The sequence below is a fragment of the Bacillus sp. AMCV2 genome (genome assembly GCF_056033925.1).
The window spans coordinates 2488165-2512854 of sequence record NZ_JBVYIB010000002.1; the positions used below are offsets into that span (position 1 = coordinate 2488165).

General features: G+C 42.6%; 27 protein-coding genes and 5 pseudogenes. 9 read left to right on the top strand and 23 right to left on the bottom strand.

What is annotated here, in order from left to right; genetic code table 11:
* Positions 1–52: 52 nt before the first annotated feature.
* The 4 genes and pseudogenes from lepA to gpr all read right to left on the bottom strand — a co-directional run bounded on the left by lepA (position 53) and on the right by gpr (position 4753).
* Positions 53–1890, bottom strand: a pseudogene (gene lepA / locus AC0OMA_RS12880) (translation elongation factor 4).
* A gap of 133 nt (positions 1891–2023) precedes the next feature.
* Entirely contained in the window at positions 2024–2362 is a 339-nt protein-coding gene (locus AC0OMA_RS12885) for a YqxA family protein (RefSeq protein WP_014477382.1), read from the bottom strand.
* A gap of 16 nt (positions 2363–2378) precedes the next feature.
* Complete coding sequence (spoIIP, locus tag AC0OMA_RS12890; protein WP_014477383.1) at positions 2379–3584, bottom strand: spore autolysin SpoIIP; 1206 nt, start codon at positions 3582–3584, stop codon at positions 2379–2381.
* A gap of 62 nt (positions 3585–3646) precedes the next feature.
* Entirely contained in the window at positions 3647–4753 is a 1107-nt protein-coding gene (gene gpr / locus AC0OMA_RS12895) for a GPR endopeptidase (protein WP_014480309.1), read from the bottom strand.
* A gap of 203 nt (positions 4754–4956) precedes the next feature.
* Between gpr and rpsT the strand changes: the two genes are divergently transcribed.
* Positions 4957–5223 (top strand): 30S ribosomal protein S20, encoded by a 267-nt coding sequence (gene rpsT, locus AC0OMA_RS12900; protein ID WP_003229989.1) that lies wholly within the window; start codon positions 4957–4959, stop codon positions 5221–5223.
* A 14-nt stretch (positions 5224–5237) separates the two neighbouring features.
* Here rpsT and holA read toward each other — a convergent pair whose 3' ends face one another.
* Both holA and AC0OMA_RS12910 read right to left on the bottom strand, forming a co-directional pair.
* Entirely contained in the window at positions 5238–6281 is a 1044-nt protein-coding gene (gene holA, locus AC0OMA_RS12905) for a DNA polymerase III subunit delta (RefSeq protein WP_029317888.1), read from the bottom strand.
* Positions 6282–6320: 39 nt separating this feature from the next.
* Positions 6321–6470, bottom strand: coding sequence for a hypothetical protein (locus tag AC0OMA_RS12910; RefSeq protein WP_003229985.1), 150 nt, complete (start codon positions 6468–6470; stop codon positions 6321–6323).
* A gap of 40 nt (positions 6471–6510) precedes the next feature.
* Here AC0OMA_RS12910 and AC0OMA_RS12915 point away from each other — a divergent pair, with 40 nt between their 5' ends.
* Entirely contained in the window at positions 6511–6645 is a 135-nt protein-coding gene (locus AC0OMA_RS12915) for a YqzM family protein (protein WP_003229983.1), read from the top strand.
* A gap of 39 nt (positions 6646–6684) precedes the next feature.
* On the opposite strand, the gene AC0OMA_RS12920 is transcribed toward AC0OMA_RS12915, so the two are convergent.
* From AC0OMA_RS12920 to comEA, 3 genes are all read right to left on the bottom strand, one after another.
* Positions 6685–9015, bottom strand: a complete 2331-nt coding sequence (locus AC0OMA_RS12920) for a DNA internalization-related competence protein ComEC/Rec2 (RefSeq protein WP_322839700.1) — start codon at positions 9013–9015, stop codon at positions 6685–6687.
* A 3-nt stretch (positions 9016–9018) separates the two neighbouring features.
* On the bottom strand, positions 9019–9588 hold the full coding sequence (locus AC0OMA_RS12925; protein WP_003229978.1) for a ComE operon protein 2: 570 nt from the start codon (positions 9586–9588) through the stop codon (positions 9019–9021).
* 66 nt (positions 9589–9654) lie between these two features.
* Entirely contained in the window at positions 9655–10272 is a 618-nt protein-coding gene (gene comEA, locus AC0OMA_RS12930) for a competence protein ComEA (protein ID WP_327830703.1), read from the bottom strand.
* A gap of 83 nt (positions 10273–10355) precedes the next feature.
* Here comEA and comER point away from each other — a divergent pair, with 83 nt between their 5' ends.
* Entirely contained in the window at positions 10356–11177 is an 822-nt protein-coding gene (gene comER / locus AC0OMA_RS12935) for a late competence protein ComER (protein ID WP_063335455.1), read from the top strand.
* A 65-nt stretch (positions 11178–11242) separates the two neighbouring features.
* Here comER and AC0OMA_RS12940 read toward each other — a convergent pair whose 3' ends face one another.
* The 8 genes from AC0OMA_RS12940 to AC0OMA_RS12975 are packed head-to-tail and all read right to left on the bottom strand — an operon-like array spanning position 11243 to position 16254.
* On the bottom strand, positions 11243–11986 hold the full coding sequence (locus tag AC0OMA_RS12940) for a class I SAM-dependent DNA methyltransferase (RefSeq protein ID WP_029317885.1): 744 nt from the start codon (positions 11984–11986) through the stop codon (positions 11243–11245).
* Positions 11983–12339 carry a ribosome silencing factor gene (gene rsfS / locus AC0OMA_RS12945; RefSeq protein WP_014480315.1) on the bottom strand — a complete coding sequence of 119 codons (357 nt, stop codon included), beginning with the start codon at positions 12337–12339 and terminating at the stop codon, positions 11983–11985. The genes AC0OMA_RS12940 and rsfS overlap by 4 nt, the downstream gene beginning before the upstream one ends.
* A gap of 17 nt (positions 12340–12356) precedes the next feature.
* The gene (yqeK, locus tag AC0OMA_RS12950; RefSeq protein ID WP_015483448.1) at positions 12357–12917 is read right to left on the bottom strand and encodes a bis(5'-nucleosyl)-tetraphosphatase (symmetrical) YqeK; all 561 of its coding nucleotides are present in this window, start codon (positions 12915–12917) and stop codon (positions 12357–12359) included.
* Positions 12907–13476, bottom strand: coding sequence for a nicotinate-nucleotide adenylyltransferase (locus tag AC0OMA_RS12955; protein ID WP_004398676.1), 570 nt, complete (start codon positions 13474–13476; stop codon positions 12907–12909). The genes yqeK and AC0OMA_RS12955 overlap by 11 nt, the downstream gene beginning before the upstream one ends.
* An 11-nt stretch (positions 13477–13487) precedes the next feature.
* Positions 13488–13778: a ribosome assembly RNA-binding protein YhbY gene (yhbY, locus tag AC0OMA_RS12960; RefSeq protein WP_003226133.1), complete on the bottom strand. Its 291-nt coding sequence runs from the start codon at positions 13776–13778 to the stop codon at positions 13488–13490.
* Positions 13772–14614, bottom strand: a complete 843-nt coding sequence (gene aroE, locus AC0OMA_RS12965) for a shikimate dehydrogenase (protein WP_015384136.1) — start codon at positions 14612–14614, stop codon at positions 13772–13774. Before aroE ends, yhbY begins: the two co-directional genes overlap by 7 nt.
* 17 nt (positions 14615–14631) lie before the next feature.
* On the bottom strand, positions 14632–15732 hold the full coding sequence (yqeH, locus tag AC0OMA_RS12970; RefSeq protein ID WP_003229966.1) for a ribosome biogenesis GTPase YqeH: 1101 nt from the start codon (positions 15730–15732) through the stop codon (positions 14632–14634).
* A gap of 3 nt (positions 15733–15735) precedes the next feature.
* A complete protein-coding gene (locus AC0OMA_RS12975) occupies positions 15736–16254 on the bottom strand; it encodes a YqeG family HAD IIIA-type phosphatase (RefSeq protein WP_003226126.1) in 519 nt (172 codons plus the stop codon).
* A gap of 361 nt (positions 16255–16615) precedes the next feature.
* Between AC0OMA_RS12975 and sda the strand changes: the two genes are divergently transcribed.
* The gene (sda, locus tag AC0OMA_RS12980; protein ID WP_003226124.1) at positions 16616–16756 is read left to right on the top strand and encodes a sporulation histidine kinase inhibitor Sda; all 141 of its coding nucleotides are present in this window, start codon (positions 16616–16618) and stop codon (positions 16754–16756) included.
* Between the two features lie 305 nt (positions 16757–17061).
* On the opposite strand, the gene AC0OMA_RS12985 is transcribed toward sda, so the two are convergent.
* Both AC0OMA_RS12985 and cwlH read right to left on the bottom strand, forming a co-directional pair.
* Positions 17062–17793: an SGNH/GDSL hydrolase family protein gene (locus AC0OMA_RS12985; protein ID WP_047182903.1), complete on the bottom strand. Its 732-nt coding sequence runs from the start codon at positions 17791–17793 to the stop codon at positions 17062–17064.
* 251 nt (positions 17794–18044) lie between these two features.
* Positions 18045–18797 (bottom strand): N-acetylmuramoyl-L-alanine amidase CwlH, encoded by a 753-nt coding sequence (cwlH, locus tag AC0OMA_RS12990; RefSeq protein WP_474222148.1) that lies wholly within the window; start codon positions 18795–18797, stop codon positions 18045–18047.
* Positions 18798–18983: 186 nt separating this feature from the next.
* Here cwlH and AC0OMA_RS12995 point away from each other — a divergent pair, with 186 nt between their 5' ends.
* Positions 18984–19610 (top strand): TVP38/TMEM64 family protein, encoded by a 627-nt coding sequence (locus AC0OMA_RS12995; RefSeq protein ID WP_038429330.1) that lies wholly within the window; start codon positions 18984–18986, stop codon positions 19608–19610.
* 19 nt (positions 19611–19629) lie between these two features.
* Here AC0OMA_RS12995 and gnd read toward each other — a convergent pair whose 3' ends face one another.
* Complete coding sequence (gene gnd, locus AC0OMA_RS13000; protein ID WP_181219793.1) at positions 19630–20523, bottom strand: phosphogluconate dehydrogenase (NAD(+)-dependent, decarboxylating); 894 nt, start codon at positions 20521–20523, stop codon at positions 19630–19632.
* Positions 20524–20774: 251 nt separating this feature from the next.
* Between gnd and AC0OMA_RS13005 the strand changes: the two genes are divergently transcribed.
* Positions 20775–21497 carry a YqeB family protein gene (locus tag AC0OMA_RS13005; RefSeq protein WP_181219795.1) on the top strand — a complete coding sequence of 241 codons (723 nt, stop codon included), beginning with the start codon at positions 20775–20777 and terminating at the stop codon, positions 21495–21497.
* A gap of 32 nt (positions 21498–21529) precedes the next feature.
* Here AC0OMA_RS13005 and nucB read toward each other — a convergent pair whose 3' ends face one another.
* Complete coding sequence (gene nucB, locus AC0OMA_RS13010; RefSeq protein ID WP_181219797.1) at positions 21530–21940, bottom strand: sporulation-specific Dnase NucB; 411 nt, start codon at positions 21938–21940, stop codon at positions 21530–21532.
* Positions 21941–22135: 195 nt separating this feature from the next.
* Between nucB and sigK the strand changes: the two are divergent.
* Both sigK and AC0OMA_RS13020 read left to right on the top strand, forming a co-directional pair.
* Positions 22136–22865, top strand: a pseudogene (sigK, locus tag AC0OMA_RS13015) (RNA polymerase sporulation sigma factor SigK).
* Positions 22865–22979: pseudogene (locus AC0OMA_RS13020) on the top strand (hypothetical protein). Before sigK ends, AC0OMA_RS13020 begins: the two co-directional pseudogenes overlap by 1 nt.
* On the opposite strand, the pseudogene AC0OMA_RS13025 reads toward AC0OMA_RS13020, so the two are convergent.
* Both AC0OMA_RS13025 and AC0OMA_RS13030 read right to left on the bottom strand, forming a co-directional pair.
* A pseudogene (locus tag AC0OMA_RS13025) lies at positions 22945–23141 on the bottom strand (recombinase family protein); the annotation flags it as partial. The pseudogenes AC0OMA_RS13020 and AC0OMA_RS13025 sit on opposite strands and share 35 nt — an antisense overlap.
* Positions 23099–23277 (bottom strand): annotated as a pseudogene (locus AC0OMA_RS13030) (hypothetical protein). The pseudogenes AC0OMA_RS13030 and AC0OMA_RS13025, both read right to left, overlap by 43 nt.
* A gap of 371 nt (positions 23278–23648) precedes the next feature.
* Here AC0OMA_RS13030 and AC0OMA_RS13035 point away from each other — a divergent pair.
* Complete coding sequence (locus tag AC0OMA_RS13035; RefSeq protein ID WP_474222149.1) at positions 23649–24293, top strand: LysE family translocator; 645 nt, start codon at positions 23649–23651, stop codon at positions 24291–24293.
* The last annotated feature ends 397 nt before the right edge of the window (positions 24294–24690 follow it).

The window sequence follows — 24690 nt, forward strand, 5'->3', positions numbered from 1 at the left end:
CGGATTCACCTTCTTTACAGAAAGAAGCCGCAGTACAAGACTGCGGCGGCTTCTATTGTTTTTTCGGACTGTCGTCCATTTTCAGAACTGCCATAAATGCTTCTTGCGGCACTTCAACTGAGCCGACCTGCTTCATACGGCGTTTTCCTTCTTTTTGTTTTTCAAGAAGTTTCCGTTTACGTGAGATGTCCCCCCCGTAACATTTAGCCAATACGTTTTTACGCATTGCTTTTATGGTGGAGCGGGCCACGATTTTCTGGCCGATTGCGGCTTGTACCGGAACTTCAAACTGCTGGCGCGGAATGAGTTCTTTCAGTTTTTCAACGATCACTTTTCCGCGTTCATATGCGTAATCACGATGCACGATAAAGGAAAGGGCATCGATTTTTTCACCATTCAGCATAATGTCCATTTTCACAAGCTTGGACGGTTTGTAGCCGATCAGCTCATAATCAAAGGACGCATAGCCTTTAGTGCTTGATTTCAGCTGGTCAAAAAACTCATATACGATTTCCGCTAATGGCATATCATAAATGATGCTGACTCGGTTTGCGTCTAAATACTGCATATCAATGAAATTGCCGCGTTTACCTTGGCAAAGCTCCATTACAGCGCCGACATAGTCATTCGGCACCATCATCGTCGCTTTTACGTATGGCTCCTCAACCCGTTCGATCTTTTGAGGATCCGGCATGTTGGACGGGTTGTCGACAACGACCTTTTCGCCGTCTGTCATATACACGTCATAGATAACGCTTGGCGCTGTCGTAATCAGGTCGATGTTGAACTCACGCTCAATTCGCTCCTGAATGATCTCCATGTGAAGCATGCCTAAAAATCCGCAGCGGAACCGAATCCAAGCGCTTGCGAAGTTTCCGCTTCATATTGAAGGGAGGAATCATTCAGCTCAAGCTTTTCAAGAGCTTCCCTTAAATCATTATACTTCGCTGTATCAATCGGATACAAACCACAGTACACCATCGGGTTTAGCTTGCGGTATCCCGGCAGCGCTTCTTCTGCAGGATTGGCAGCACTCGTTATTGTATCACCGACACGTGTGTCACCGACATTTTTGATTGAGGCAGTCAGGAAGCCTACATCACCGACCGTCAGTTCATTTGTCGGAGTTGCTTTCGGCGTGAACACGCCCACCTCTGTTACTTCGAATTCTTTGCCGGTTGCCATCATTTTGATTTTTTGTCCCGGCTTTACCGTTCCTTCAACGACTCTGATATAAGCCACGACACCGCGGTAGGCGTCATAAAGCGAGTCGAAGATCAGCGCTTTGAGCGGCGCCTCCGGATCTCCGGTCGGAGCTGGCACCTTTTCTACGATTTGTTCTAAAATCTCCTCAATCCCGATACCAGCTTTTGCTGAGGCAAGCACGGCTTCTGATGCGTCAAGGCCGATAACGTCTTCTACCTCTTGGCGCACACGTTCAGGCTCGGCGCTCGGAAGGTCGATTTTATTGATGACCGGAAGGATTTCAAGATCGTTGTCAAGCGCTAAGTAGACATTGGCGAGCGTCTGCGCTTCAATCCCCTGGGCTGCATCCACGACAAGAATCGCTCCCTCGCAGGCAGCAAGGCTTCGGGATACTTCATACGTGAAGTCGACGTGTCCCGGCGTATCGATTAGATGAAAGATATATTCTTCTCCGTCTTTTGCTTTATATTTAAGCTGAACAGAGTTTAATTTAATGGTTATGCCCCGCTCACGTTCAAGATCCATAGAATCGAGCAATTGTTCTTTCATTTCTCGTTGAGTGATTGCCGACGTTTTTTCTAAAATACGATCCGCTAAGGTCGATTTTCCGTGGTCAATATGGGCAATGATAGAGAAATTCCGTATTCTCGATTGCCTCTCTAAACGCTTTTCTTTATCTGTCACAATCTATCACTCCTACTATTAAACGCAAAATACACTAGCTTAGATTATATCAATAGGATTGTAAAGATTCAATGTAAAACAAGAAAGAGAAAAGTTCCCTGTCATATCTGGGCTGCTTTTCTCTTTCACGTACTTATTGATTCATATCCCGTATCCATTCATACATTGACTGGGCAGTATTGGTTACGGTGTCTGAAAGCGCTTTTCCGGCTTTCGAAAACATATTGAAGGTCTCCACCTTTTCCAGCTCTTTTTGTTTTTCTTCTAAATCTTTTGCCGTGACTGTTTCTCCTAGGATTGAGGCTTCTTTTTCATTATCTTTTCCGTCGGTGAGCGTAAACGCCCCCTTCAGTGAAGGATCATGATAGCCTTTCATACTCAGCATCCCGTTGTTTGCCTGCTGCATGCCGAACAGCACGCCTAAAAACATGATCGTGACAAGCAGTAAGCATTTTCCAAAATATGCAATCAAATCAACCACCTATTTCTTATTGTTTTTTCGTCTCCCCGCTCGCTGCGTTGACCTTTTCAGCATCCCAGTACATTTCGCTGAATACGTCCGCGGCCGCGTTAGCCGCACGCTGCAGCTCTTCGAGATTATTATCTACCCCGCCAAACTCGAGCAAAAGCGCTCTATCGGTTAAATCCTGATTGTAAACACCATTATCGCCTGGCGAGCCTTTGGAAAAGACACCTGTGCTAAGTCCGGGGTATTTTTTCTCCATCAGTTTATGAAGCTCACTCGCAATTTTATAGTTTTCTTCGAAGTTTTTGCTTTTTTTCCCGACGACAAAGGCTACCCTGGCATAGCTTTTTCCTTTAATCGTTGCGGTTGTGTCTTTTTTGCGCCGTGAGTCTCTGTGGATGTCAATGATATATTGCAGATTTTTGTTTGAAGCGAGGGCGTCTTTCACGACCGGCCTTGATTCATCGTAGGACCTGGCATAGTTTAAGCCTTTTTTATTCAATTTTGACTGTATATCGGTTTTATTCACTGTGGCTCCGATTCCCTGGGATTCAAGCGCTTGTCCGAACATATCTCCTACAAGCGTGACGTTGGCTTTAGAATGGCGCGCCATGTCAGGATCGGTCTCGCCTTTTAATAGAGGGAGATATGATTCCGTATTGTGCGTGTGATAGATAAACACGACCTTTTTATCACCTGTTGTTTGTTTGGGCGGATCTTTTTGCGCATTATCTGATTGCGTTTGCTGTTTTTCAATCTCTGCCAAATTCGCTTCTCTTTCTTCCTCCATCACCTTAGACGGCGGCGGCGATTCCGCAGGCATATTCGTATAATCCGTCCCTTGTCCAGCTAACAAAATCTCGGTATCAAATTGTGCAAACCCCGGCAGCTCCCGACCGAGAAAGCTCCGCGGATCTTCGAGGTTAATGCTCGTCGCCAGCTTTAAAGAAAGACGAGAAAGATGAAATGAGCTGTCTGTTTGAGAGAGGTCAGAAGCGAAATAATGGTTTTCCATCCGCAGCAAGTGTGCAAACACGTCACCCGGCAATTCTTCAGCAATCCCATAAAAAGAGTCAGACGACGGCCTAAGTTCCGGCCGGAGAGACGTCAGCACACCGGATAGAACAAAAATCACGATAAGGCTTACGATAAATAGAAAGATGGCTTTTACCGCTTTCCCGCCATTTACCGCAACAACAATTTGTCTGTTTCTGCGTTTATTTCTCATTGAATCCCTCCAGCGCTTGTCTAGTAATTACTCTATGAACAAGCTAGAGGAAGTAGAACTGTTTAGTGATTGTAGGAGCCTTTGTTTTCTTGTGACACTTTTTCATGAAGCGCTGTGTTTAATCCGTTCGCTAAAACATTTGCCATATCGTCGATAAATGAATCGACTTCCTTCGGCGTAACCATTAAGTTGTGCCCTAAAGGCGAAAGCACCTCGTGAATGAGCTGCCGTTTTTCATCTTCTTGAAGGGTTCCGACAATACCTAGGAACGATTGGCGCTGCTTTTGATCGGGAAGATCTTCTTCAGTGAGCACTTTCTTCTTCCCAAACGTCATGCCTGCCGGAACAAGCGATCTTGACGGCCTGTTATCCTTCATTTCTCTGCCAAAATGTTTTAATATGTAGTCCACCGTGTCGCTGGCAATTGTCACGGCATCAACTACTGTCGGAACACCGATAGCAATCACCGGAACACCAAGCGTGTCTTTGCTTAAATCTTTTCGTTTATTCCCCACTCCAGATCCCGGATGAATGCCTGTATCCGATATTTGAATGGTTGTGTTTACCCTTTCCACTGCCCGCGCCGCCAACGCATCAATGGCGATGACAAAATCAGGCTTCGATTGCTCAATCACACCTTTAATAATGTCACTTGTTTCGATTCCTGTTATCCCCATTACACCCGGTGCAAATGCACTGACAGGCCTGTACCCCTCCTGTACGTTTTCCGGCTGAAGCTTAAACAAGTGCCTTGTTACCAACAGATTTTCTACTGCCATCGGTCCAAGCGCGTCAGGTGTCACGTTCCAGTTGCCGAGCCCAACGATCAAACAGCTCGCATCTTTTGAGATATTAAGGTTTTCAAGAAAAGCTGAGAATTCCTCCGCAAAGACAGCAGAGACCTTCTCCTGCATTTCCGAATCATTCTCCCTGATTCCCTGTGCTTCAAGCGTTAAATAGCGCCCTTCTTTTTTTCCCGAAAGCTCTGCGCCTTCCTTTGTAACATCAACTGTGCGGATTTTAATGCCGCCGTGATCACGCTCTTTTTCAATAAAGCCTTTAATTTCTTTTGTCGGCACAGCCTGCTGATTGGCCATTGCTTCCTTCGTTTCTACTGCCAAATCGGTCCGTATCAAATACTGATTCACATCCAGCTCACTCTTTTTCATACAGGGGCCTCCTTCACATTAAGTACCTATATTGTTGCCATTTGCTGAATGAATCATGCTAAAAAGAGAACCTTCAATGAAAAATACTTTACATTTATATTGCAATCTAAAGGTGTGTTTGATAGAATACAATTTGTTCTATTGTGAAGAAGATTTAACCTTAAGACACTGTGCTACAGGTTGTATCTTAGGAGGTGAAACACATGCCAAACATTAAATCAGCGATTAAACGTACAAAAACAAACAACGAACGCCGCGTTCATAACGCGACAATCAAATCTGCTATGCGTACTGCAATCAAACAAGTTGAAGCTTCTGTTGCCAACAACGAAGCTGACAAAGCGAAAACTGCTCTTACTGAAGCAGCTAAACGTATTGATAAAGCAGTGAAAACAGGTCTTGTACACAAAAATACCGCAGCTCGATACAAATCAAGACTAGCGAAAAAAGTGAACGGACTTTCTGCATAATATAAAAACGATCCTCAATAATGGGGATCGTTTTTTTCATTTCTTTTTAACAGCTGTAAAAGGAACAGTTCGAGCAGGAGCTGCTTGTCCTTTTTCCCGGTTTTCATCTCATAGTCCATGACGGCAAGCTGTTCAATAATTGAACGGAGCTCCTCCTCTGAAAAAAGCCTTGCTTGATCCATCGCCAGCTTTACCCGAAATGGGTGAACTTTTAGATTAGAAGCGATTTGTTTTTGTCCGTATCCCTGTTCCGCGAAGTACTTTGTCTGCAGAATCAGTCGGAACTGGTTCGAAATAAGCGCCATAATTTTAATCGGTTCTTCATTTTGTTTAAGCAAATCATAAAAAATTTGCAGACTCTCTGTTCGTTTTCGGTTGACGATTTTATTGATCAGCTCAAAAATATTTTGTTCAAGGCTTCTAGCAACAAGCATTTTCACATCATCCAGCGTAATTTCTTCACGATCTCCAATAAACGTGCAGAGCTTTTGAATCTCCTGAAAAATCGATGACAGATGCCCGTTCACAAGCAGAACCAAATGCTCCGCCGCTTCCGTGCCGATTGTTTTCTGCTCTGTTTTTGCAAGGTTGACAGTAAAGTCTGTCGTTTCCTTTGCGTTTAATTCCTTCGCCTCCATCATAAACGCGTGCTTCTTTAACGCTTTCGTCAGCTTTTTCCGCTCATCAAGCTTTTCATACGGAGCAAGCAGGACAAAGACTGTGTAAGGCGCAGGTGATTGTATATATGATTCAAGCGCACTGACGTTGTGCTCAATTTTTTCTTTTTTCTTTTCACCTGTTAAAAAATATGGATTTTTCACAATGACAAGACGCCGCTCTCCCATAAACGGAAACGTTTCAGCATCTGCAATCGCTTGATCCAGCGGGTCCTCTTCCAGATCAAAAACGGATAGATTGAAATCCTTTGTCTCCTGATCAACGACCGTCTGTCTGATCCTGCTGACGGTTTCTTGCAGCAGATATGTCTCTTTTCCGTATAAGCAATAAACCGGATGGACATCTCCTTTTTTCAGGCTTTTCCACACATCAAATACCATTGTTGTACGACTTCCTCTCTTTCATCATCCCCTTCTATCCTAAATTGAGTTTGCAAAATAGTAAAGAGGAAGCCTGACTGCTGCTTCCCCATTTATATTAAACGCCTGTTCGCAAGCCCCCGGGACAGCTTGTAAAAAGGCGATAATCACCAGAACAGAAAACGTTACCTTAGCTTCTAGATTTTTCAAAACAATTCCATTATACTTAAATCAGTCAGGAGGGATAAAGTTGAATGATTTTGAAAAAAACGTTCAAAGCAAACGAAATGATGCTGTAGATTCAGCTGTTGGTTTTGTTGTGTCCTTCGGATTTTTCGCCTTCTTGTTTGTCATGGCAACGGTTATTCACCTAGTTGGTTCATAACAGCGACTGCCCGGGCTGCTGATTTCTCGGCAGTCTTTTTTAGTTCGTCTCTGTTATATCTGATGTATCATATGGAGGATAGACAGAAAAGGTTCCACCTCTGTTTTTGTATCTATATTGGATCGTTCCGTTTTGATCTGTTCGCAGCACGCGGATAGAATGTCTCTGTAATAGTTGCAGAACTTCTTGATGAGGATGATGGTACCGATTGTTTTTCCCAGCTGAGATAATGGCCGTTTCCGGCTGAAGCTGTTGGATGAATTCTTCACCGGTAGAGCCTTTGCTCCCATGGTGCCCCACCTTTAAGACATCTGCTTTAATATTTGGAAACACGTCCATCACCTCCTGTTCCCCTTCTTTCTCCAGATCACCCGTCAAGATCCAGCTCATACCGCCCGTCTCCATCCACAGAACGAGAGAGGAATTATTTTTGCTTGCCGGATCAGGTGCTTCAGGTGACAGTACATGGAACTGCAAATCCTTTATTTGCAATACATCGCCTCGCTTCACCTCTTCAATTGTCACTCCCTCTTCTCTGGCTGTCTGCAGCACTTTCTCATCTTTAGGTTCAGAAACGAACCCTTTCGGAATCACGAGGCGCTTTACTTTATGATACTTCAGCAGAGTCTCCGCCTCTCCGATATGATCTTGGTCAGCGTGCGTCAGAATTAAAGCGTCAAGCTGTTTGATTCCCTTAGCAGTTAAAAACGGAATCAGCACCTTTTCCCCCAGTGAAAACGGATGCTGTTTTTCGCGCCAAGGCTCTGACGAGTAAGACAAAGTGCCGCCGGTATCAATTAAGACACGACCCCGCTGATGCGGAGCACCTACAAACATGCTGTCACCCTGTCCAATATCTATCATATCCACTTCTCCTTCGGAACTAAGACACGGATATATAAAGAGCAGAAACAGCACCGTGCAGCAAATGCCTCCAGTTACCATCAACTGTGACAAGGAGCGTTTTTCAATCGCCATAAGCAATAGGAGGATCGTGACCGTGAATAAAAAAAGCAAAACAGGTGCAGGATGTGCGATCATAATCGTGAATACATCAACATCTGCAATGTTTGTGATTAGCCTATTGGTCCAGCTTATCAATAAATCAAACCAGCTGAAAAACAATCTCCCAAACGAAGCGGAAAGACTTAATAGAAGAACACCTGCTACAGCTCCCGGCAAAATACAGAAGGTATAAAATGGTACCATCAACATATTCATCGGTACGCTGATGATAGAAAACTGATGAAAATGATATAGGAGAATCGGAAGCGAGCCCAGCTGAGCGATGAGTGATACAATTGTCAGCTGCCCCAAGGAGGTTTTAACCTGCTGAAAAATAGAAGAGGATAGAATTAAAGAAAAACTGACGGCGAACGATAGCTGAAAACCGGCTTCAAAGAGATGATAAGGATTGAAGAGCAGAAGGACGATGTATGAAAGGCAAATTGCAGTTGCAGAGTGGACACGCCATTTGACAAGGCTTCCAGCTAAGTAAACACCCGACATGAGAGCGGCGCGTAGCACTGAAGGAGCAGCGCCGGTCAACATCACATAGAGCGGCAGAAATAACAGCAACAGAATTGACGCCTTTTCTCTTGTTATACCAAGGCGTATCATGATATAAAACAAACCTGCTGTCAAAATCCCCACGTGGAGCCCTGATATTGCCAAGAGATGGACAACACCAAGCTTTTGATACGCAGTAAGCACTTCATCTTCCACATAAAATTTGTCACCAACTGTAAGTGCCTGTACAATCCCTGCCGAATCAGGAGGCAGAAGGCTGTTTGTGAATGATATGATATGTTTTCTCAAGCTGAGCACCTTGTACTTGAAATTTTCAGGTTCGCTGCAGTTTTGGATAGACGTGACAGAGTAGTTCCAATGAATATGCTGCCGATAAAGATACTCGTTATAATCAAATGCACCCGGCACAGTTGCGTGATTCGGTTCTTCCAATGTACCAGTCAACTCACATGACATTCCTGGTTCTATGTATAACAGCTGTTCTTTTTCACCAGCAGACTGAATGCGATACGCAGCAGCCCATTTTTCCTTATCAGGTGTCTCAACCATCATAGACATACGGTCGCCGTCAATTTTAGGAATATTGTCAATCACTGCCTTGAATTGATAAGTTCCCTGCCGATAGGAAGAGACATTCTGAGAATCTGTGACTGCATACAGTACAAAAAACAATATAAAAGAGAAGAAACAAACAATAATAAGAAAAGCGTGCCTCGTTTTGATTAAAATGATGAGGAGAAAGAGGATGAAAAGAAAAATAGCGGGGAAATAAGCGGCGGCAGTAATTCCAGCCGTTGCCGAAGCTGCCGCCATAGGCAATAACAATCGCGAATTACGCATTCATCACACGTAGCTCGTGAAAAGTGTATTCGCCTGCTCATGTATCTTTTTCAATTCTTCCTCCGCTAAACCGGCATCGGCCAATTTCCCTATAAGACCCGCTACAAATGAAAGCTTTTCTCTGTTTTTCAGATCAACGATCATTTCATCGAGTTCAACCTGTTCAACAGTTACACCCGCCTGTTCAAATAATTCCTGCGCATACGGATGTGTTTTGTAATCCTCAGCATAATAAACCGTTTTGATACCAGCTTGAATAATAGATTTGCAGCATTGAATGCACGGATAATGCGTCACATAAATCTCCGCTCCATCAGTCGGCACCCCAAACTTAGAGCATTGAAGAATAGCATTCATTTCAGCGTGAATGGTTCTTGCGCAATGATCATCTATCATTAAGCATCCTTCATCTGCACAATGTACGCCGCCCGCGATTGACCCGTTGTAGCCTCCTGCTATCATGCGTTTGTCTCTGACTATAGTAGCGCCGACAGATAATCTCGGACATGTGCTGCGCAGCGCCAATAAATGGCTTTGAGCCATAAAGTATTGATTCCATGAAATTCGTTCCACGTTGTTCCCTCCAAATGTTGTGTTGCCTGACCTTTAGTTTACCTATCATAATGCATGACCGTCAAATCACTTTACTGTAATGGAAGACTTTATTTTTTCAAATGACTTTTCACCTATTCCTGAAACCTTAGTAATATCTTCAATTGTTTGGAAACGACCGTTCTCTTCCCGGTATGCAATAATAGCTTCAGCTTTGGATGGCCCCACCCCTGAGATGCCTTGTAACTCCTCTAAGGTTGCTGTATTGATATTCACCAGCGCTCCCTTCCCTCCATCGCTTTGGACAGACACTCCGCCACCTTGCTGCACTGCTGTTTCCTCTCCCTTTTTCGGGATGAACACCACTGTCCCGTCCTGCAGAATCTCCGCCAAATTTACTTGCGCTTCGTCTGCTTGTTCACTGGTCCCGCCCGCTTTCTCAATTGCCTGAGATACTCTGTCCCCTGTTCGCATTTCATAAACGCCAGGATGCTGAACAGCACCTTTGATGTCTATCACAATTGTTTCGTTTGACTTGTCGTTGTTTGCTTCCTGCTTTACCACTGTATTTTCTGTCTCTGTTGGTACAGCTTGCTTCACCGGCTCTTTATTTTTCCCTGTGGCAAGAACGATCATAATCGCTGTGAAAACAGCCGCAGAAGCCGCTAAAATAATTACTTTCTTATGCTGATTCAACCAATTCATCGTGCATGTTCCCCGCTTTCGTCATATTTTATTTTCATAACACATATGGTTTAGAGGATAATAGCTCAAAGGAGGGGAAACCATTGAAGATAGGCTTTATCGGCACAGGAAATATGGGTACAATCCTTATCGAATCATTTATTGAATCAAAAGCGGCCGATCCCTCAAACATAACAATCACAAACCGCACAATTGAAAAAGCGTTGCACATAAAAAACCGCTACAACAGCATAAACGTTACCGAAAGTCTCGAAAAGCTCGTTTCTGAGAACGAGATGATTTTTATTTGTGTTAAGCCGCTTGATATATATCCTTTACTGGCAAGAGCGTTACCTTATTTAAGAAAAGATCATATTCTCATTTCAATTACAAGCCCCGTTCAAACCGAACAGCTCGAACAATATGTGCCGTGTCAAGTGGCTCGAGTAATCCCAAGTATTACGAACAGAGCGCTGGCAGGTGTTTCTCTCGTCACGTTCGGCACAAGCTGCGGCGAATCTGCAAAAACGAAAATCAATGAGCTGATGCAGCATATCTCTCATCCGCTGCAAATTGAAAGTGACATCACGAGGGTTGCATCAGACATCGTAAGCTGCGGCCCCGCTTTTATGAGCTATCTGATTCAGCGGTTTATAGATGCAGCTGTTTCGGAAACATCAGTGTCTAAACAGGACGCGATTTTGATGTGTAAGGAAATGCTTGTCGGAATGGGAAAACTGTTAGAAACCGAATTGTATACCCTGCCTGCATTACAGGAAAAGGTTTGCGTTAAAGGCGGTGTAACTGGAGAAGGCATTAAAGCGCTGGAAAGCGGTGTGCAGGATATGTTTCACCGGGTATTTCAAAATACTCATATGAAGTACGAGGAGGACATTTCCGCAGTGAAAAAGCAGTTTCATGTGTAGACGAGTATGTCATACTTTCGTCTGTACTGCAAAAGCATAAAAAAGCATTTTAAAAAACCATCGTTTTAGGAAACGATGGTTTTTGATTTCTGCGCCTTGAAAAAGAGGCGTTCTGATTGTGCTGATGGCTCGGTATCCGTAAAATCAGCTGTCACGCGATGGAGCTGAAAGCCGCAGTTCTTAAGCATTTCTTCGTATTCTTCCACTGGGAACGTTCTTTGCTCGTGTGTCTCATCAAAACGATCATACGCTTCTCCATTCCACACAAAAAACGACATATCATGAATGACAGAAAGCTCGCCACTTCCGGCAAAGCTCTGCCAAATATAGCTGATATCTTCGTCCTGGTCAGCAAATGTGCTATCCGGAAAGACTTCCGCAATTTTATAAGACGAATGAACATCAAACAGCAAAATGCCTTCAGGCTTTAATACCCGAAATACACTTTTAAAGGTTTCGATCACATCATTTTTTGTTTTTAAATAATTTAATGAGTCACAGCATATCACAACAGCGTCAAACTGACCGTCAAAGCCGGTAATCTCTCTCATATCCTGCTGAAGAAATAAAATAGGCTGGCTACTCGATACCTTTTGCTGGGCGAAAGAAAGCATCTCTTCGCTGAGATCGATGCCTGTAACCTCGAAGCCTTTTTCGGCAAGCCGGATGGAGATTTCCCCCGTGCCGCATGCCAGATCGAGAATACGGCCTTTTTCCGGGAGAGATGCTTCAATCCATTTTGTCCATTGATCGTAAGGCGCGTGTGACATTAACTCGTCATACACGCTTGCAAAGCCTTGATAAATCATTGATTCATTCCAAGATCAAGATCTGCGAGCGGAGCGTCTCCCCACAGCTTTTCAAGGTTGTAGTAGCTTCTTTCATCCTTGTGGAAGACATGGACAATCACATCGCCTAGATCAACGAGAACCCATCTTGCTTCATCAAAGCCTTCCATCTTTTTGACTTGAATGCCGTTTTCATCAGCCTGATCCTTGATTTCACGGGCAATCGCCTGTACCTGTTTATCTGAATTTCCGTGGCAGATCAGAAAATAATCAGCAACCAGAGAAATACCTTCCATATCCAGTGCTAAAATATCCTCTGCCCGTTTATCGTCGCAAGCCGCAGCTGCGATCTTTAAAATGGACTTTTGGTTCATTCACAAATTCCTCCTGTTCAGCTGCCAGACACAAGCCAGTTATACGTTAAAAATGTGTCTGGAAAAACCGGTTGATTTTTTTTCATAAGAAAAACCATTGTATTTTTAATGGACTGAATCAGCGCTTGATTCAAATCTGTCTCAGCAAGCTTACGCACCTCATCGACACCGGGAAATGCCCGGTTTGGCTCAATGTAATCGGCAACGTAAATGACTTTTTCTAAAAGTGACATGCCGGGGCGCCCTGAGGTATGATACCTAATGGCGTCAAGAATGTCTTCATCTTGAACCCCTGCCTCTCTTTGGACCAAATAAGCGCCGACCGGAGCGTGCCAGAGCTCCGGATTATGATCCAATAAATGCGCAGGCATTTTTTCGCGCGCAATAATTTGTTTCATTTCTTCTTTAGGGCGGAATTTGGCGTAATCATGAAAGATTGCCGCTGTTTCCGCTTTTTTAGAATCGGCTCCAAAACGCTCCGCAAGTTCGATCGCCGTGTTCATCACGCCAACCGTATGGATATATCGGTGTTCGGTCAATTGCTGCTTCACGCATGCAAGTGCCTCCTCACGATTCATATAAACCATTCTCCTCTACATACTTCTTCACTTTATCAGGGATTAAGTAGTCAGTGGGCTTCTTGCTTTTAAACCGTTCCCTTATCATAGTTGATGATACCTCAAATTCCGGAACGTCTGCAAAGAGAAGCGGATAAGGGGTTTCAACATGAAAACCGGGGCGCTTTACTCCAATAAATTGTATGAGGTTCAGCAGCTCGTCCAGCTTATACCATTTCGGCAAATATTCAATCATATCAGCACCGATAATAAAGAACAGCTGATCATTTGGATAACGCTGCTTCAGTAAAGAAACGGTATCAAAGGTATATGACGGTCCTTCTCTTTCCATTTCAACAAGCTCCAGCTTAAAGGACGGATTAGATTGAATTGCAAGCTTTAGCATTTCCACGCGATGAAAGCTGTCGGTATAGTCTTCGTTCTGTTTATGCGGCGGAATTTGATTAGGCATAAACCAAATTTCATCAAGCCCCGCCTGGTACAGCACCTCATTCGCCATTAAGAGGTGACCATTATGCGGAGGGTCAAACGTGCCTCCGAAAATTCCGATTTTCTTCATTTCAACCACCTTTAAGGAAGCTCGATTTGTTTATTTTCCTTTGATTCCTTATATAACACAATCGTATTGCCGATTGTCTGCACCAATTGAGAGCGGCTTCCTTTTACAAGAGCTTCCGCTACATCGTTTTTATCCTCTTCGCAATTCTGAAGCACGCTGACTTTAATCAGCTCTCTCGCTTCAAGCGCCTCAGCAATTTGTTTAATCATGTTGTCGTTTACTCCGCCTTTACCTACTTGAAAAATCGGCGTTAAATGATGCGCTTTTGAACGCAAAAAACGTTTTTGTTTACCTGTTAACATTCTGTTCCTCCTAATTTTCCTATTACAATGGATCTCATTTTTTCAATATCAGGCTCTTGTCCAGTCCACAATTGGAAAGACAATGCTGCCTGTTCAACAAACATGCCCACACCGTCAAGTGTTTTCAAGCCTTTTTGGCTTGCTTCTTTTAAAAGGGCCGTCTGTATTGGATTATACACGATATCACATACGACGGCACTGCTCGCGGCACGCTGTAATGAAAGCGGCACATCGTCCACGTTCGGATACATGCCCACAGACGTTGTATGGATGATAACATCATACTGCTCAAGACGTTCTTCTGCTTCTTTTATGCTTAATACTTCTTTATTGTGAAACGAGGGAGTAGCTTCTGTAAGCCGCTTTGCTTTTTCTAACGTCCGGTTGCAAATATCAAATTTTTTCGGGGTATTTCGGACAATTGTTGTAAAAATGGCTCTCGCCGCTCCGCCAGCGCCGATCATTAAGAATGACAGTTCAGAGATGGGCTTGTCTAATACCTTCATTAATGACTTCACGAAGCCTTCCCCATCGGTATTGTATCCGACAAGCTTATCTCCCTCTCTTCTGACCGTGTTTACGGCACCGAGCACTTTTGCACTCTCATCAATATGATCCAGATAATCCATAATGGAAACCTTGTGCGGAACAGTCACATTGATTCCTTGTACGCCTAGAGCTCTTATTCCTTTTACCGCATTCTCCAGATCATTCTCTTCTACCTTGAAGGCATGATAATGTCCGTCAAGCCCGAGGTCTTTCAATGATGCGTTATGAATATCAGGTGACATAGAATGGCCAATCGGATTTCCGATAACCCCGTACAGCTTTTTCATACTCCTCTCCCCTTTTCTTAAATTAATGAACGCCGAACAAATACATGAACGCCTTTTGGCGCGTATGCAGTTACCTTTTTATCGGCGTCATGGACAGTAACCCAGCCTAACCCAGAGAAAACAATATCTGTCTTTTTGTCTTTTATCGTAAACGTATGGGCGACCAATTCCGGAAACTCATCCATTTCATCTTTACCCGGAGGTGTGAGCAATTCCCCTGCATGCTTTTCATAAAGCGCGTCTGCATTTTCAAGTTTTGTTCTATGAATCATCAGCTCATTCGGCATATAGCAAATAAAAGGAGATCTTTCCCCAGACACATAATCAAACCTTGCAAGTCCGCCAAAATACAGTGTTTGCTGATCATTAAGCTGGAATGTGCGAGGCTTCAGCTCCTTTTTAGGAGATAATATTTTCAGATCCTTTTTATTGACATAATGCGCCATTTGATGGTTGTTGATAATTCCCGGTGTATCATAAAGCGATGAACCGTCATCCAGCGGGATTTCAATCGCATCAAGGGTTGTGCCAGGAAATTGGGATGTTGTAATAATATCTTCTTCACCTGACACTTCTTTAATAATCCGGTTAATAAAGGTTGACTTTCCTACATTTGTACATCCGACAACATAGACGTCTTTTCCGTTGCGGTAATGCTCAATCGCATCAATTACTTCTCTGATTCCCTGGCCGCGTCCCGCACTGACCAAAAATACGTCAACCGGTTTTAAGCCAAGCTCTTTCGCTTCACGCTTCATCCATTGAATCAGACGCTCTCTTTTCAGTGACTTAGGCAAAATATCCGCTTTATTGCCAACCAATAAAATAGGGTTTCCCCCCACCAAGCGCTGCAGCCCATTAATCCAGCTGCCGTTAAAATCAAAAATATCAACAATTTTTACGACAAGAGAGTCCGTTTCTCCAATACCGTGAAGAATGTTTAAAAAATCATCATCAGTTAAGGAGACATCTTGTATTTCATTATAGTTTTTCAGTCTGAAGCAACGCTGGCAAATCACATTTTCTTTCGTAAGCGATGCAGGCGGCGCGTACCCCAAACCTGTTTTGTCCTCGGTTTGGATCGTAACTCCGCACCCGATACAAACAACCTTTTCCATTTCTTACTCCTCCCACTGAATGTGCCCTTTTCGTTTGAGAGCACTCAGTATTCTGCGTTCGACCTGGCGGTTAAAGCGCGTAATGAATCCGTCAGAGGAAGCGACTGGCACGACCAAAATCGTATGGTAGCCGTTTCGGTTTCCCCCGAGTACATCGGTCAGCAGCTGGTCTCCGATGACAACGCAGTCCTCTTTTTTTAGCTCCATATTGCGCACCGCTCTATTAAAGGCTTTACCCATCGGTTTTCTTGCTTTATAGATGAATGGGATTCCAAGCGGTTCTGAGAAAAGTTTCACTCTTCTTTCATTATTATTAGAGACAATTGTCACTTTAATGCCGTGTTCCTTCATTTCTTCAAACCACTCGATCAATCGCGGTGTCGCGTTCGGTCTGTCCCATTCAACAAGCGTATTATCCAGGTCAGTAATAATTCCTTTTACATTTCGTTCCTTTAATTTCTCAGGTGTAATATGAAAAATATTTTTTACAAACTCGTCAGGTAAAAAAAACTTTTTTAACAAAACCCGCACCCTTCCCTTTTTCTTTCTCTCAAAATGATTGTCGAAAAAAATCGAACTTGCGCCTAAAGAAAAACTGAGCAAAAAAATTTCGACAAAAATTGGGTTTCTTCACCAGGTGTGGATAAATTTACACACACTATCCACTCTTATTACATCACTCTTTAGACAAATTATAAACACGATACTCACAAGTTATCCACTTTTTGGTGTGGATAACAGAACGATTGTTCTTATATGCATTTCATGGTAGATTAAAGATAACTTCAACCTCAGATGAACGCAACTTATCATTGTATGCGTTAAAATCATGAATGATTCCAACTTTTAAGGAGGTGCCTCTCCCATTAATTGGGTTCCTAGCATGAGAAAACTGTCTGATGAATTACTAATAGAATCTTATTTCAAAGCCACCGAAATGAATTTAAACCGTGACTTTATCGAGTTAATTGAAAACGAAATAAAAAGAAGATCGCTCGGACATATTATTTCCGTATCTTCTTAATAGGAATTTGTCTATTTTTTCCGGGCGTATTTCCTTTTTTTACTCAGATGACTGATATTATATCACTTTGGCTGCGCGCTTTACTACTATTTTCAGCAAAAAACACCCCTAAAAAGAGGTGTTTTAAAGGGCCGGTTATTATGCTAACCAGTATATGCCGCCCACAACCAGGAGAACAACAACTAAAACAACAATAAAAGCGTATCCATATGCTCTGCCTGCGCCATACATGTGAAGCGCCTCCTTAATAAGGTTTGATAACAGCCTATGTAGGAGAAATAAATCGGACTAGGCGGTTGTCCGGCTCAACGCTGCAGAATCTGCCCATCTTGTATTCCTTCATATACAATCCTTGCCCCTTTAGGTGTCATATGATTTCCAGAAGGATCTATAAGACCAGATTGGATAAGCGCTTCATCAGTTGCTTTTCCGCCGTCTGCTTCTATAAAATGCTTCCAGTTATCTACAAGAGGGACATCCAGGCGCTTCGACACATCTCTTGTAATATCGTTATATGAGTTGTGCCATTTCCTTGCTCCGCCTTTTGGTTCAAAAGCAGCTGCTTGATATCTGGAATAGTAAAACAGATGATGCTTCCCATTACCTTCTATAATTGGGATACACGTCATTAAGATTGGCTTGATCCCGTGTTTTCTGCTTTCTTCAATAAAATAAATTAGATTTTCTCTAAAACGCTGCTTCGACACTCTCGGTTTCCCCTCAGTCAGTATGGCAGCGTCATTGGTGCCGAACATAATAAACAAATACTTCGGTTTTTGATCCAGCACATCTGTCTGAAATCGGAGACGGGCATCCTCTGTCGTCTGTCCGCCGATTCCCGCATTGAGTATATCAAGGTTACCGCGCTCAGCTGTTTTTAATATATTGACCCACTGCTGTGCTTTTGGATAATCGCGATAATCCCAGTTAGAACCACGCGTATTGCTGTCACCAAATGCTACAACGTCTTCGTATCCCCTTCCCTCGCATCCTGCTGTAACGAACAGCAGAAGGAAAAGGATGATAAAATGTTTCATCTTTACACCCCCAAAAGCCTCACCTTAATGTTATACCTCTGTTTCTCTTCGTTCAATGAAGAGTTTTTCGCTATCACTGTTTTTTCCTATAGTTAACGTGTCCCTCTCAGTGAATATCATTCTGCTTTCATTGCGGCGCAGCTGATGATTTTTTAAAATTCCCTTCTTTCCAATCTGAAAAACACACAAACCAAAGAAAAGAAAATAACCTGAATCCGCACCGGAAACAGGTTATCCGTTAAATCCTGCATTTACTTTAACTTCGATTTAAGCCTGGCCTTTGTTTTTGACCCATAAATCCCGTCTGCAGTTAATCCGTTCATGAGCTGAAAACGCTTGACGGCATTCGCTGTTTTCGGTCCGTAAACTCCATCTATGCCATTGTTTTTGGCTTCCTTATCAGGGTAAAAGTGAAGTGCAGCTAAAGCCTTTTGCAGCTGGAGAATGTTTGTGCCCTTTCGATAAGGCGAAGTGAGCTTTATAACCCCAGACGGCAGGGGATATGATGGTGAAGATTCTTTTGGAGGTGTATCCGAGGAAGAAATTCCGTTTATAAAAGAGTTCCAGTGGTTCAAGAGTTTCCGCGGACATTCTTTCCCAGACCATTTTTTGTGGGGAACAACACGATTTAACGGAATATTGTTTTCCTTCATCAGCTTTCTGATCAGCCACTGGGCATTTGATGTTGCTTTTTCAAAATCGCCATCAGCATTTTCGCAGATTTCAATCCCGATCGATTTGCGATTTCCTGTCCCGTTTGTACCGTCTCCCGCATGCCAGCCGTTTTCATCTATCGGGAGATGCTGATAAATGACTGAATCGTCAACTGTAAAATGCCAGCTTTCGGATGTGCTCGGGTTTTTCACAAAATTGGCGTGCATTTTCGCATCAGCGCCTTTTGCTGTATTCGCTGTATTATGCACCGTAATATAAGCAGGCGTCATCGAATAGCCAGGACGATTATCATTTGATAGCGGTATAAAATCCTTTTTTATGGTTACCATTTCTATCCCTCCCTATTATTAAGAATGCAGAAAACAGAGAGATGGACAGCCTTTTTTTTGAGGTAAAAAAGAATTGTGTTCTTAACCTGGTTTTCAGTTGAACCGCTGAAATGGCAACAGTTATACTAATTTAGATGACGGAGGTTTTGGCTCCTGACATCACCTAAGTTGGGAGTGACCATAGACATGTTAAAAAAAGTAATAGGTATACTTGTGATTATTGCTATCATTGCAGTCGGTTTTTTTCAGAAAGAAGCTTGGCTTGATGCAATCAAAGCAGGAGGGATGTTTTCCGTTTTATTTAGTATGCTGCTGATTGCTGCCGATGTTTTTTTCCCAATAGTGCCGTTTGCTTTGGTTGCTGCTTTAAACGGCGCAGTGTTCGGGACTGCAAATGGAATTTGGATTACACTAACCGGCTCAATGCTTGGTACAATATTGCTGTTTTTTCTCGCCAGGTACAGTTTTAGAGATTGGGCCAGAAAAAAAGTTCAGGCCTATCCTGCCATACAAAGCTACGAGGCTTCCTTCAACAAAAACGCTTTTACCGCTGTTTTATTAGGAAGGCTGATACCTGTCATACCTTCACTTGTAATGAACGTGATCTGCGGGCTGAGCCAGGTTCGCTGGCATGTTTTTTTCTTTGCGTCTTTAATAGGGAAAATCCCCAATATTGTTGTTGTCACTATTGCAGGTGCCAATTTCACCAGCAATAAATTATTGTCTATCAGCATTTACGGTACATATATTCTGATCATCATGCTGGTCATTTATAAAAAGTTTCCTCATCTTCTGAAGGTGCCAAAAAAATAAGGAGGCTTGTTGGGCCCCCTTACTTTTTTTCTGTCGCATGGCCTCCAAATTCATTTCGAAGCGCAGCGACCACCTTTCCTGTAAACGTATCGTCTGTTAAAGAACGGTATCTCATCATCAGTGACATGGCGATCACCGGAGTTGCCGTCTGCAGATCAAGCGCGGTTTCCACCGTCCATTTTCCTTCACCTGAGGAATGCATAATGCCCTTGATCTGATCCAGTTTCGCATCCTTAGCGAAAGCTCGCTCAGTCAGCCCCATAAGCCAAGAACGAATGACAGAACCATGATTCCACACTCTGGCAACCTTCTCGTAGTCAAAATCAAATTGGCTGTTTTCAAGCACTTCGAATCCTTCACCAATCGCGGCCATCATTCCATACTCAATTCCATTATGGATCATTTTTAAAAAATGTCCGCTTCCCGCTTCACCCGCGTATAGATAACCATTTTCGACGGCGGTATCACGAAAAAGCGGTTCCACAATCTCCCATGCTTCATGATCGCCCCCCACCATAAAACAGGCTCCATGCCGTGCGCCTTCCATTCCGCCCGACGTTCCGGCATCAAGATAATGGATACCCGCTTCTTTCATTTGGTTGTAGCGGCGAATTGATTCTTTATAATGAGAGTTTCCAGCTTCGATAATCATATCGCCTTTACTTAATAAAGGTGATACATCACGCAAAACAGCATCGACAATGCCATGCGGTACCATAACCCATAGAATACGCGGCGGGCCTAATAAAGAAATTAACTCTTTAAGATTCGTTGTCCCCTCTGCCCCGTATGCTTTCAGTTCATCAACAGCCGCTTGATTTACATCATATCCAACCGCTTGATGATTGCGGTCAATGAATTGCTTTCCTATGTTTATGCCCATTTTCCCTAAGCCGATTAATCCGATTTTCATATCTGTTCCTCCTGATTGTCTAAAAAGCCTTCACTCTTTATGTTCCCTTTGGATTGTATTGTGATACGCAGAAAACAAATGGGGCTTACATCGTCTACTCATGTAAATTTTATTTTTCATGATTGACTGCGCCTGCCAGTTCTATTACTGAATCTCTTTATATCCATAATTATCACTTTATCCTTGATTTACCATCAGTTTAAGTTAAAATATGTGAAGGAATTCGATTTTTTCAGTAAAAAGAAGGTGACATGTTGCAGAATCAATCTCATACTCTTATTGGAGTTACGAAAACCGCTGTATTCTATTTATACGCTGCACTTGCAATCATCGGTTTTGCAATCGGGTATTTTATTCCGCAGATTGCGAAATGGGCATTATCCCTCCCCTGGATCCCTCTTGAAGGACCGCTTCGGCTCATTACCTCTTTTCAGGGATCTACAGCTTCATTTATCACTGCTCTTCTCGGTATGTGTGCGGGGATTTGGTTCGCTCATTCTGTTATTGCAATGCTGCTGTCTGTCAAAATTACAGATCACACAGTGGAATTCATCAAAGGAAAAAAAGTGCAAACAATTCATTCCGATGACATCGCTCTTGTATTTATGGATCACAAACGGCTTGTCCTCCTGGGAACAGCCGGATATGAATTGGTACGGGAAGAAATTGATGAAAAACCAGTAAACGTTGAGAAGGCCTTTAGACAGCATCATTACGAATGGGCAACAGATGGTGATCCGTTTAAAGATCAATTTCGCCGATGGATTCCTGATGCACCAGACCTATCGCAAGGCGCCCATGCCTTATTAAAAGCTCGTCACAAAGCGCTGCAGGACGAAGAAAAAGACGATATTGAAGAATTCCGTCTCGAACTGGCACAGCTGGGCATCGTTGTACGGGACGAAGGCACACGCCAATATTGGCGAAAAGCAGAAACCTATCCCCCGAAAATTCAGCTCGGCGAAGGATTGTAACAACAGAGGCTCAAGAAAGAGCCTCTTCTTTACTACTGCACAATAAACAGCACTCTGGTGCCGTCAGGATAGCTGCTCATTTGATTCCCTACCCACGAGCCGGCGCCGCGATTATCAGAAGGTGTCACATATCGGACATCAGCCCCTGCGCCGCCTTCCTCGCAGACCGCCATCGGCCACTCATCCCGGTCATAGCCCGTCTTGGTCGGGATTCCCTTTAAAGATTCCTCCCGCCTTTTGTCTGCTCCATCTCTGTCAATGGTACAAATATCTGGATGTCCCTCTGCAATCGCATCTCTAATATGACTGCCGGTTTCCGGATAACGAGACAGCGGAAAATATAACACTTTGTCATACGAAGATGCGCCTTGGATCTGTTGCGGAATCATTAAACAAAGAAGAACTGCTGCAGCAAGAAACAGGCCTGCCATCCATTTTTTCATTCCCATCCCCCCATACCTTTGTTCATTTCAATGTATGGGCGCTTGATGAAGAATATTTTTAACATTTGAAGTTCGTATGCTGCTTACCAAAGCCGGACTCCCCCGCGAGAAATTTCCCGGTACAGACACAGACAGCCTCCAGGTCACATACATTTACATATAGGCTTTTGCCTACATACTTTTGTGGAGGTGACGATGGTGACAGGTGTTTTCGCAGCGCTCGGCTTTGTTGTTAAAGAGCTTGTCTTTTTAGTATCTTACGTGAAAAACAATGCCTTTCCACAACCGCTCTCAAGCAGCGAAGAAAAAAAAATACTTAGAGCTCATGGCTAAAGGGGATGAACATGCCAGAAACATGCTGATTGAGCATAATCTTCGCTTGGTCGCCCATATTGTGAAAAAGTTTGAAAATACAGGTGAGGATGCAGAGGACTTAATCTCCATCGGAACGATCGGGCTGATAAAAGGAATTGAAAGCTATTCCGCTGGTAAAGGGACAAAGCTGGCGACGTATGCTGCGAGGTGTATTGAAAATGAAATCCTCATGCATTTGCGCGCATTGAAAAAAACAAAAAAAGACGTCTCCCTTCACGATCCGATCGGGCAGGATAAGGAAGGGAATGAAATAAGCCTGATTGACGTTTTGAAATCAGAAAACGAAGACGTGATAGATACGATCCAGCTCAATATGGAGCTTGAAAAAGTGAAACAATACATTGACATTCTAGATGACCGTGAGAAGGAAGTGATTGTCGGGCGGTTTGGACTTGATTTGAAGAAGGAAAAAACGCAGCGAGAGATTGCCAAAGAACTCGGGATCTCGCGCAGCTATGTATCGCGGATTGAAAAGAGGGCGCTGATGAAGATGTTTCATGAGTTTTATCGGGCTGAGAAGGAAAAGCGGAAGAAGGCGAAGGGGAAATAATGCAGAAGAGGCCGGATCTCATATTCCGGCTTTCTCTATTTGAAAGATATGAAGATCATTTTTTTCATCGCTGATAAGCTCTCCGAGAAAGACACGCAGGATCGTAATAAATAACTTGACTTATAAGTCCCTTGCTTGCATCCTCCCTCAGGCATTCAAAGCCGGACGTTCTAAAAGCTCTCCAGAAAATCCTTCATCGGCATACTTCAAACAATCCTTAGTCCCTGCTTTCTTTATGCAGGCCTCGATCTGGCTGTCGATACTCGATCCCTTGATCGCTTGTTCCTCGGTCGATACCCTTACATATATTGCTATCACCCTGGATCTCCTTCCTATAAAGTTTTATTAAATAATGATAGCAATCGTTCATGCATTTGTCAGCTTGCGGTCCCTCGATGATTATCACCTTCATAAAATGCATCACCCCTTGGGTAATGCTATGTAATAACTGTTTGTCCTAATGAGGTGGTTTTCAATGAGTATGAAAACAAATAAAAAACCGATGGTTTGAATCATCGGTTTCTTTTCTGACATATACCACTATTTATCTAGTTTAAATCCTATTTCCATTACAATTTCTTTTTTTCATTGCCCAATAATTATACATAGATAAAATTCACATCTTTAATAACACAAAGCCGTTGACCTTATTCTACTATGAGGTTTATAATTATGCATAAACATATTTTTTTATACAAAACTGCGCTAATATAACAATAAATAAAGTTAATATTCCTTAATTAATTTTTATTGTGATAATATCTTTTTTTTCGGAGGTTATTTATGTTTGATTTTATGAATTTAGATTTTACTAATTTTACAGCTTTTTTATTTGCTACACTGATAATATCACTTGTTCCAGGACCAGATGTAGCATTTGTAGTGAGCCGTAGTATTGCTGGAGGTAAAAAGGTCGGAATTGCCACAGCATTTGGGATGCAAGTAGGGATTATGTTCCACATTCTTCTTGCAGCATTCGGACTATCAGCTATCTTGATGACTTCTGCACTTGCTTTTCAAATCGTAAAGTATATTGGTGCTGCGTATCTAATTTATTTAGGAATACAAACTATTCGAGATAAAGAAGGAATAAACATTAATATTCATCAAAATCAGGGTGGAATGTGGAAAGCTTTTTGGCAAGGAGCTATAACCGATGTTTTTAATCCGAAAGTTGCTTTATTTTTCCTTACTTTTCTACCACAATTTATTAGTCCCGACAAAGGGAACACTTTTTTCCAATTCATATTTCTAGGAGTTATTTTTGGATTGCTTGGTCTAATAATTGACGTTTGCTATTCAATTATTGCAGATTCAATTAGAAGTGTTTTATCGAAAAATAAAACTGTAATGCAATGGCAGAAAAGGGTTAGTGGATTTACTCTAATTGGTTTAGGAACATGGTTAGCTTTTGAAAAGAGAGGTTAATCATTAACGATCAGCTGCTTAAGTTTAAGTAGAAAAAATTGATTTTATGATTAAAAGCTTCCTTTAATTATTCCATTAAAGGAAGCTTTTCTTTAGTAAGAAAGCGTCTCTATGATATGTTCCTACACATAAAGGGATTAGATTTTGTTATGGTGAAAAAATTGTGAGCTCTTTCACTTAAAATAACGGGTGCTTTAGTTGAATAAGAATTAAATAACTTTATTATCATTTTCGAATGTAAAATATGAATCGAAATTAATCAATTTAAGGAGCCTTATTACAATAAAATGTAGCAAGGCTCGTATCTTTTAATGCAAACTTAAATAACTTTATTATCACTAAACAAGAATGACGGAAAAATTAGATGACTTCCTTTAAGTTAGTGGACACTTTGGGG

Bases quoted from the DNA above. Each gene is read 5' to 3' on its own strand.
- spoIIP (WP_014477383.1), bottom strand. From the start codon at position 3,584: ATGAGAAATAAACGCAGAAACAGACAAATTGTTGTTGCGGTAAATGGC.
- gpr (WP_014480309.1), bottom strand. From the start codon at position 4,753: ATGAAAAAGAGTGAGCTGGATGTGAATCAGTATTTGATACGGACCGAT.
- rpsT (WP_003229989.1), top strand. From the start codon at position 4,957: ATGCCAAACATTAAATCAGCGATTAAACGTACAAAAACAAACAACGAA.
- holA (WP_029317888.1), bottom strand. From the start codon at position 6,281: ATGGTATTTGATGTGTGGAAAAGCCTGAAAAAAGGAGATGTCCATCCG.
- AC0OMA_RS12920 (WP_322839700.1), bottom strand. From the start codon at position 9,015: ATGCGTAATTCGCGATTGTTATTGCCTATGGCGGCAGCTTCGGCAACG.
- comEA (WP_327830703.1), bottom strand. From the start codon at position 10,272: ATGAATTGGTTGAATCAGCATAAGAAAGTAATTATTTTAGCGGCTTCT.
- AC0OMA_RS12940 (WP_029317885.1), bottom strand. From the start codon at position 11,986: ATGATTTATCAAGGCTTTGCAAGCGTGTATGACGAGTTAATGTCACAC.
- rsfS (WP_014480315.1), bottom strand. From the start codon at position 12,339: ATGAACCAAAAGTCCATTTTAAAGATCGCAGCTGCGGCTTGCGACGAT.
- yqeK (WP_015483448.1), bottom strand. From the start codon at position 12,917: ATGAATCGTGAGGAGGCACTTGCATGCGTGAAGCAGCAATTGACCGAA.
- AC0OMA_RS12955 (WP_004398676.1), bottom strand. From the start codon at position 13,476: ATGAAGAAAATCGGAATTTTCGGAGGCACGTTTGACCCTCCGCATAAT.
- yhbY (WP_003226133.1), bottom strand. From the start codon at position 13,778: ATGTTAACAGGTAAACAAAAACGTTTTTTGCGTTCAAAAGCGCATCAT.
- aroE (WP_015384136.1), bottom strand. From the start codon at position 14,614: ATGAAAAAGCTGTACGGGGTTATCGGAAATCCGATTGGCCATTCTATG.
- yqeH (WP_003229966.1), bottom strand. From the start codon at position 15,732: ATGGAAAAGGTTGTTTGTATCGGGTGCGGAGTTACGATCCAAACCGAG.
- sda (WP_003226124.1), top strand. From the start codon at position 16,616: ATGAGAAAACTGTCTGATGAATTACTAATAGAATCTTATTTCAAAGCC.
- AC0OMA_RS12985 (WP_047182903.1), bottom strand. From the start codon at position 17,793: ATGAAACATTTTATCATCCTTTTCCTTCTGCTGTTCGTTACAGCAGGA.
- cwlH (WP_474222148.1), bottom strand. From the start codon at position 18,797: ATGGTAACCATAAAAAAGGATTTTATACCGCTATCAAATGATAATCGT.
- AC0OMA_RS12995 (WP_038429330.1), top strand. From the start codon at position 18,984: ATGTTAAAAAAAGTAATAGGTATACTTGTGATTATTGCTATCATTGCA.
- gnd (WP_181219793.1), bottom strand. From the start codon at position 20,523: ATGAAAATCGGATTAATCGGCTTAGGGAAAATGGGCATAAACATAGGA.
- AC0OMA_RS13005 (WP_181219795.1), top strand. From the start codon at position 20,775: ATGTTGCAGAATCAATCTCATACTCTTATTGGAGTTACGAAAACCGCT.
- nucB (WP_181219797.1), bottom strand. From the start codon at position 21,940: ATGAAAAAATGGATGGCAGGCCTGTTTCTTGCTGCAGCAGTTCTTCTT.
- AC0OMA_RS13035 (WP_474222149.1), top strand. From the start codon at position 23,649: ATGTTTGATTTTATGAATTTAGATTTTACTAATTTTACAGCTTTTTTA.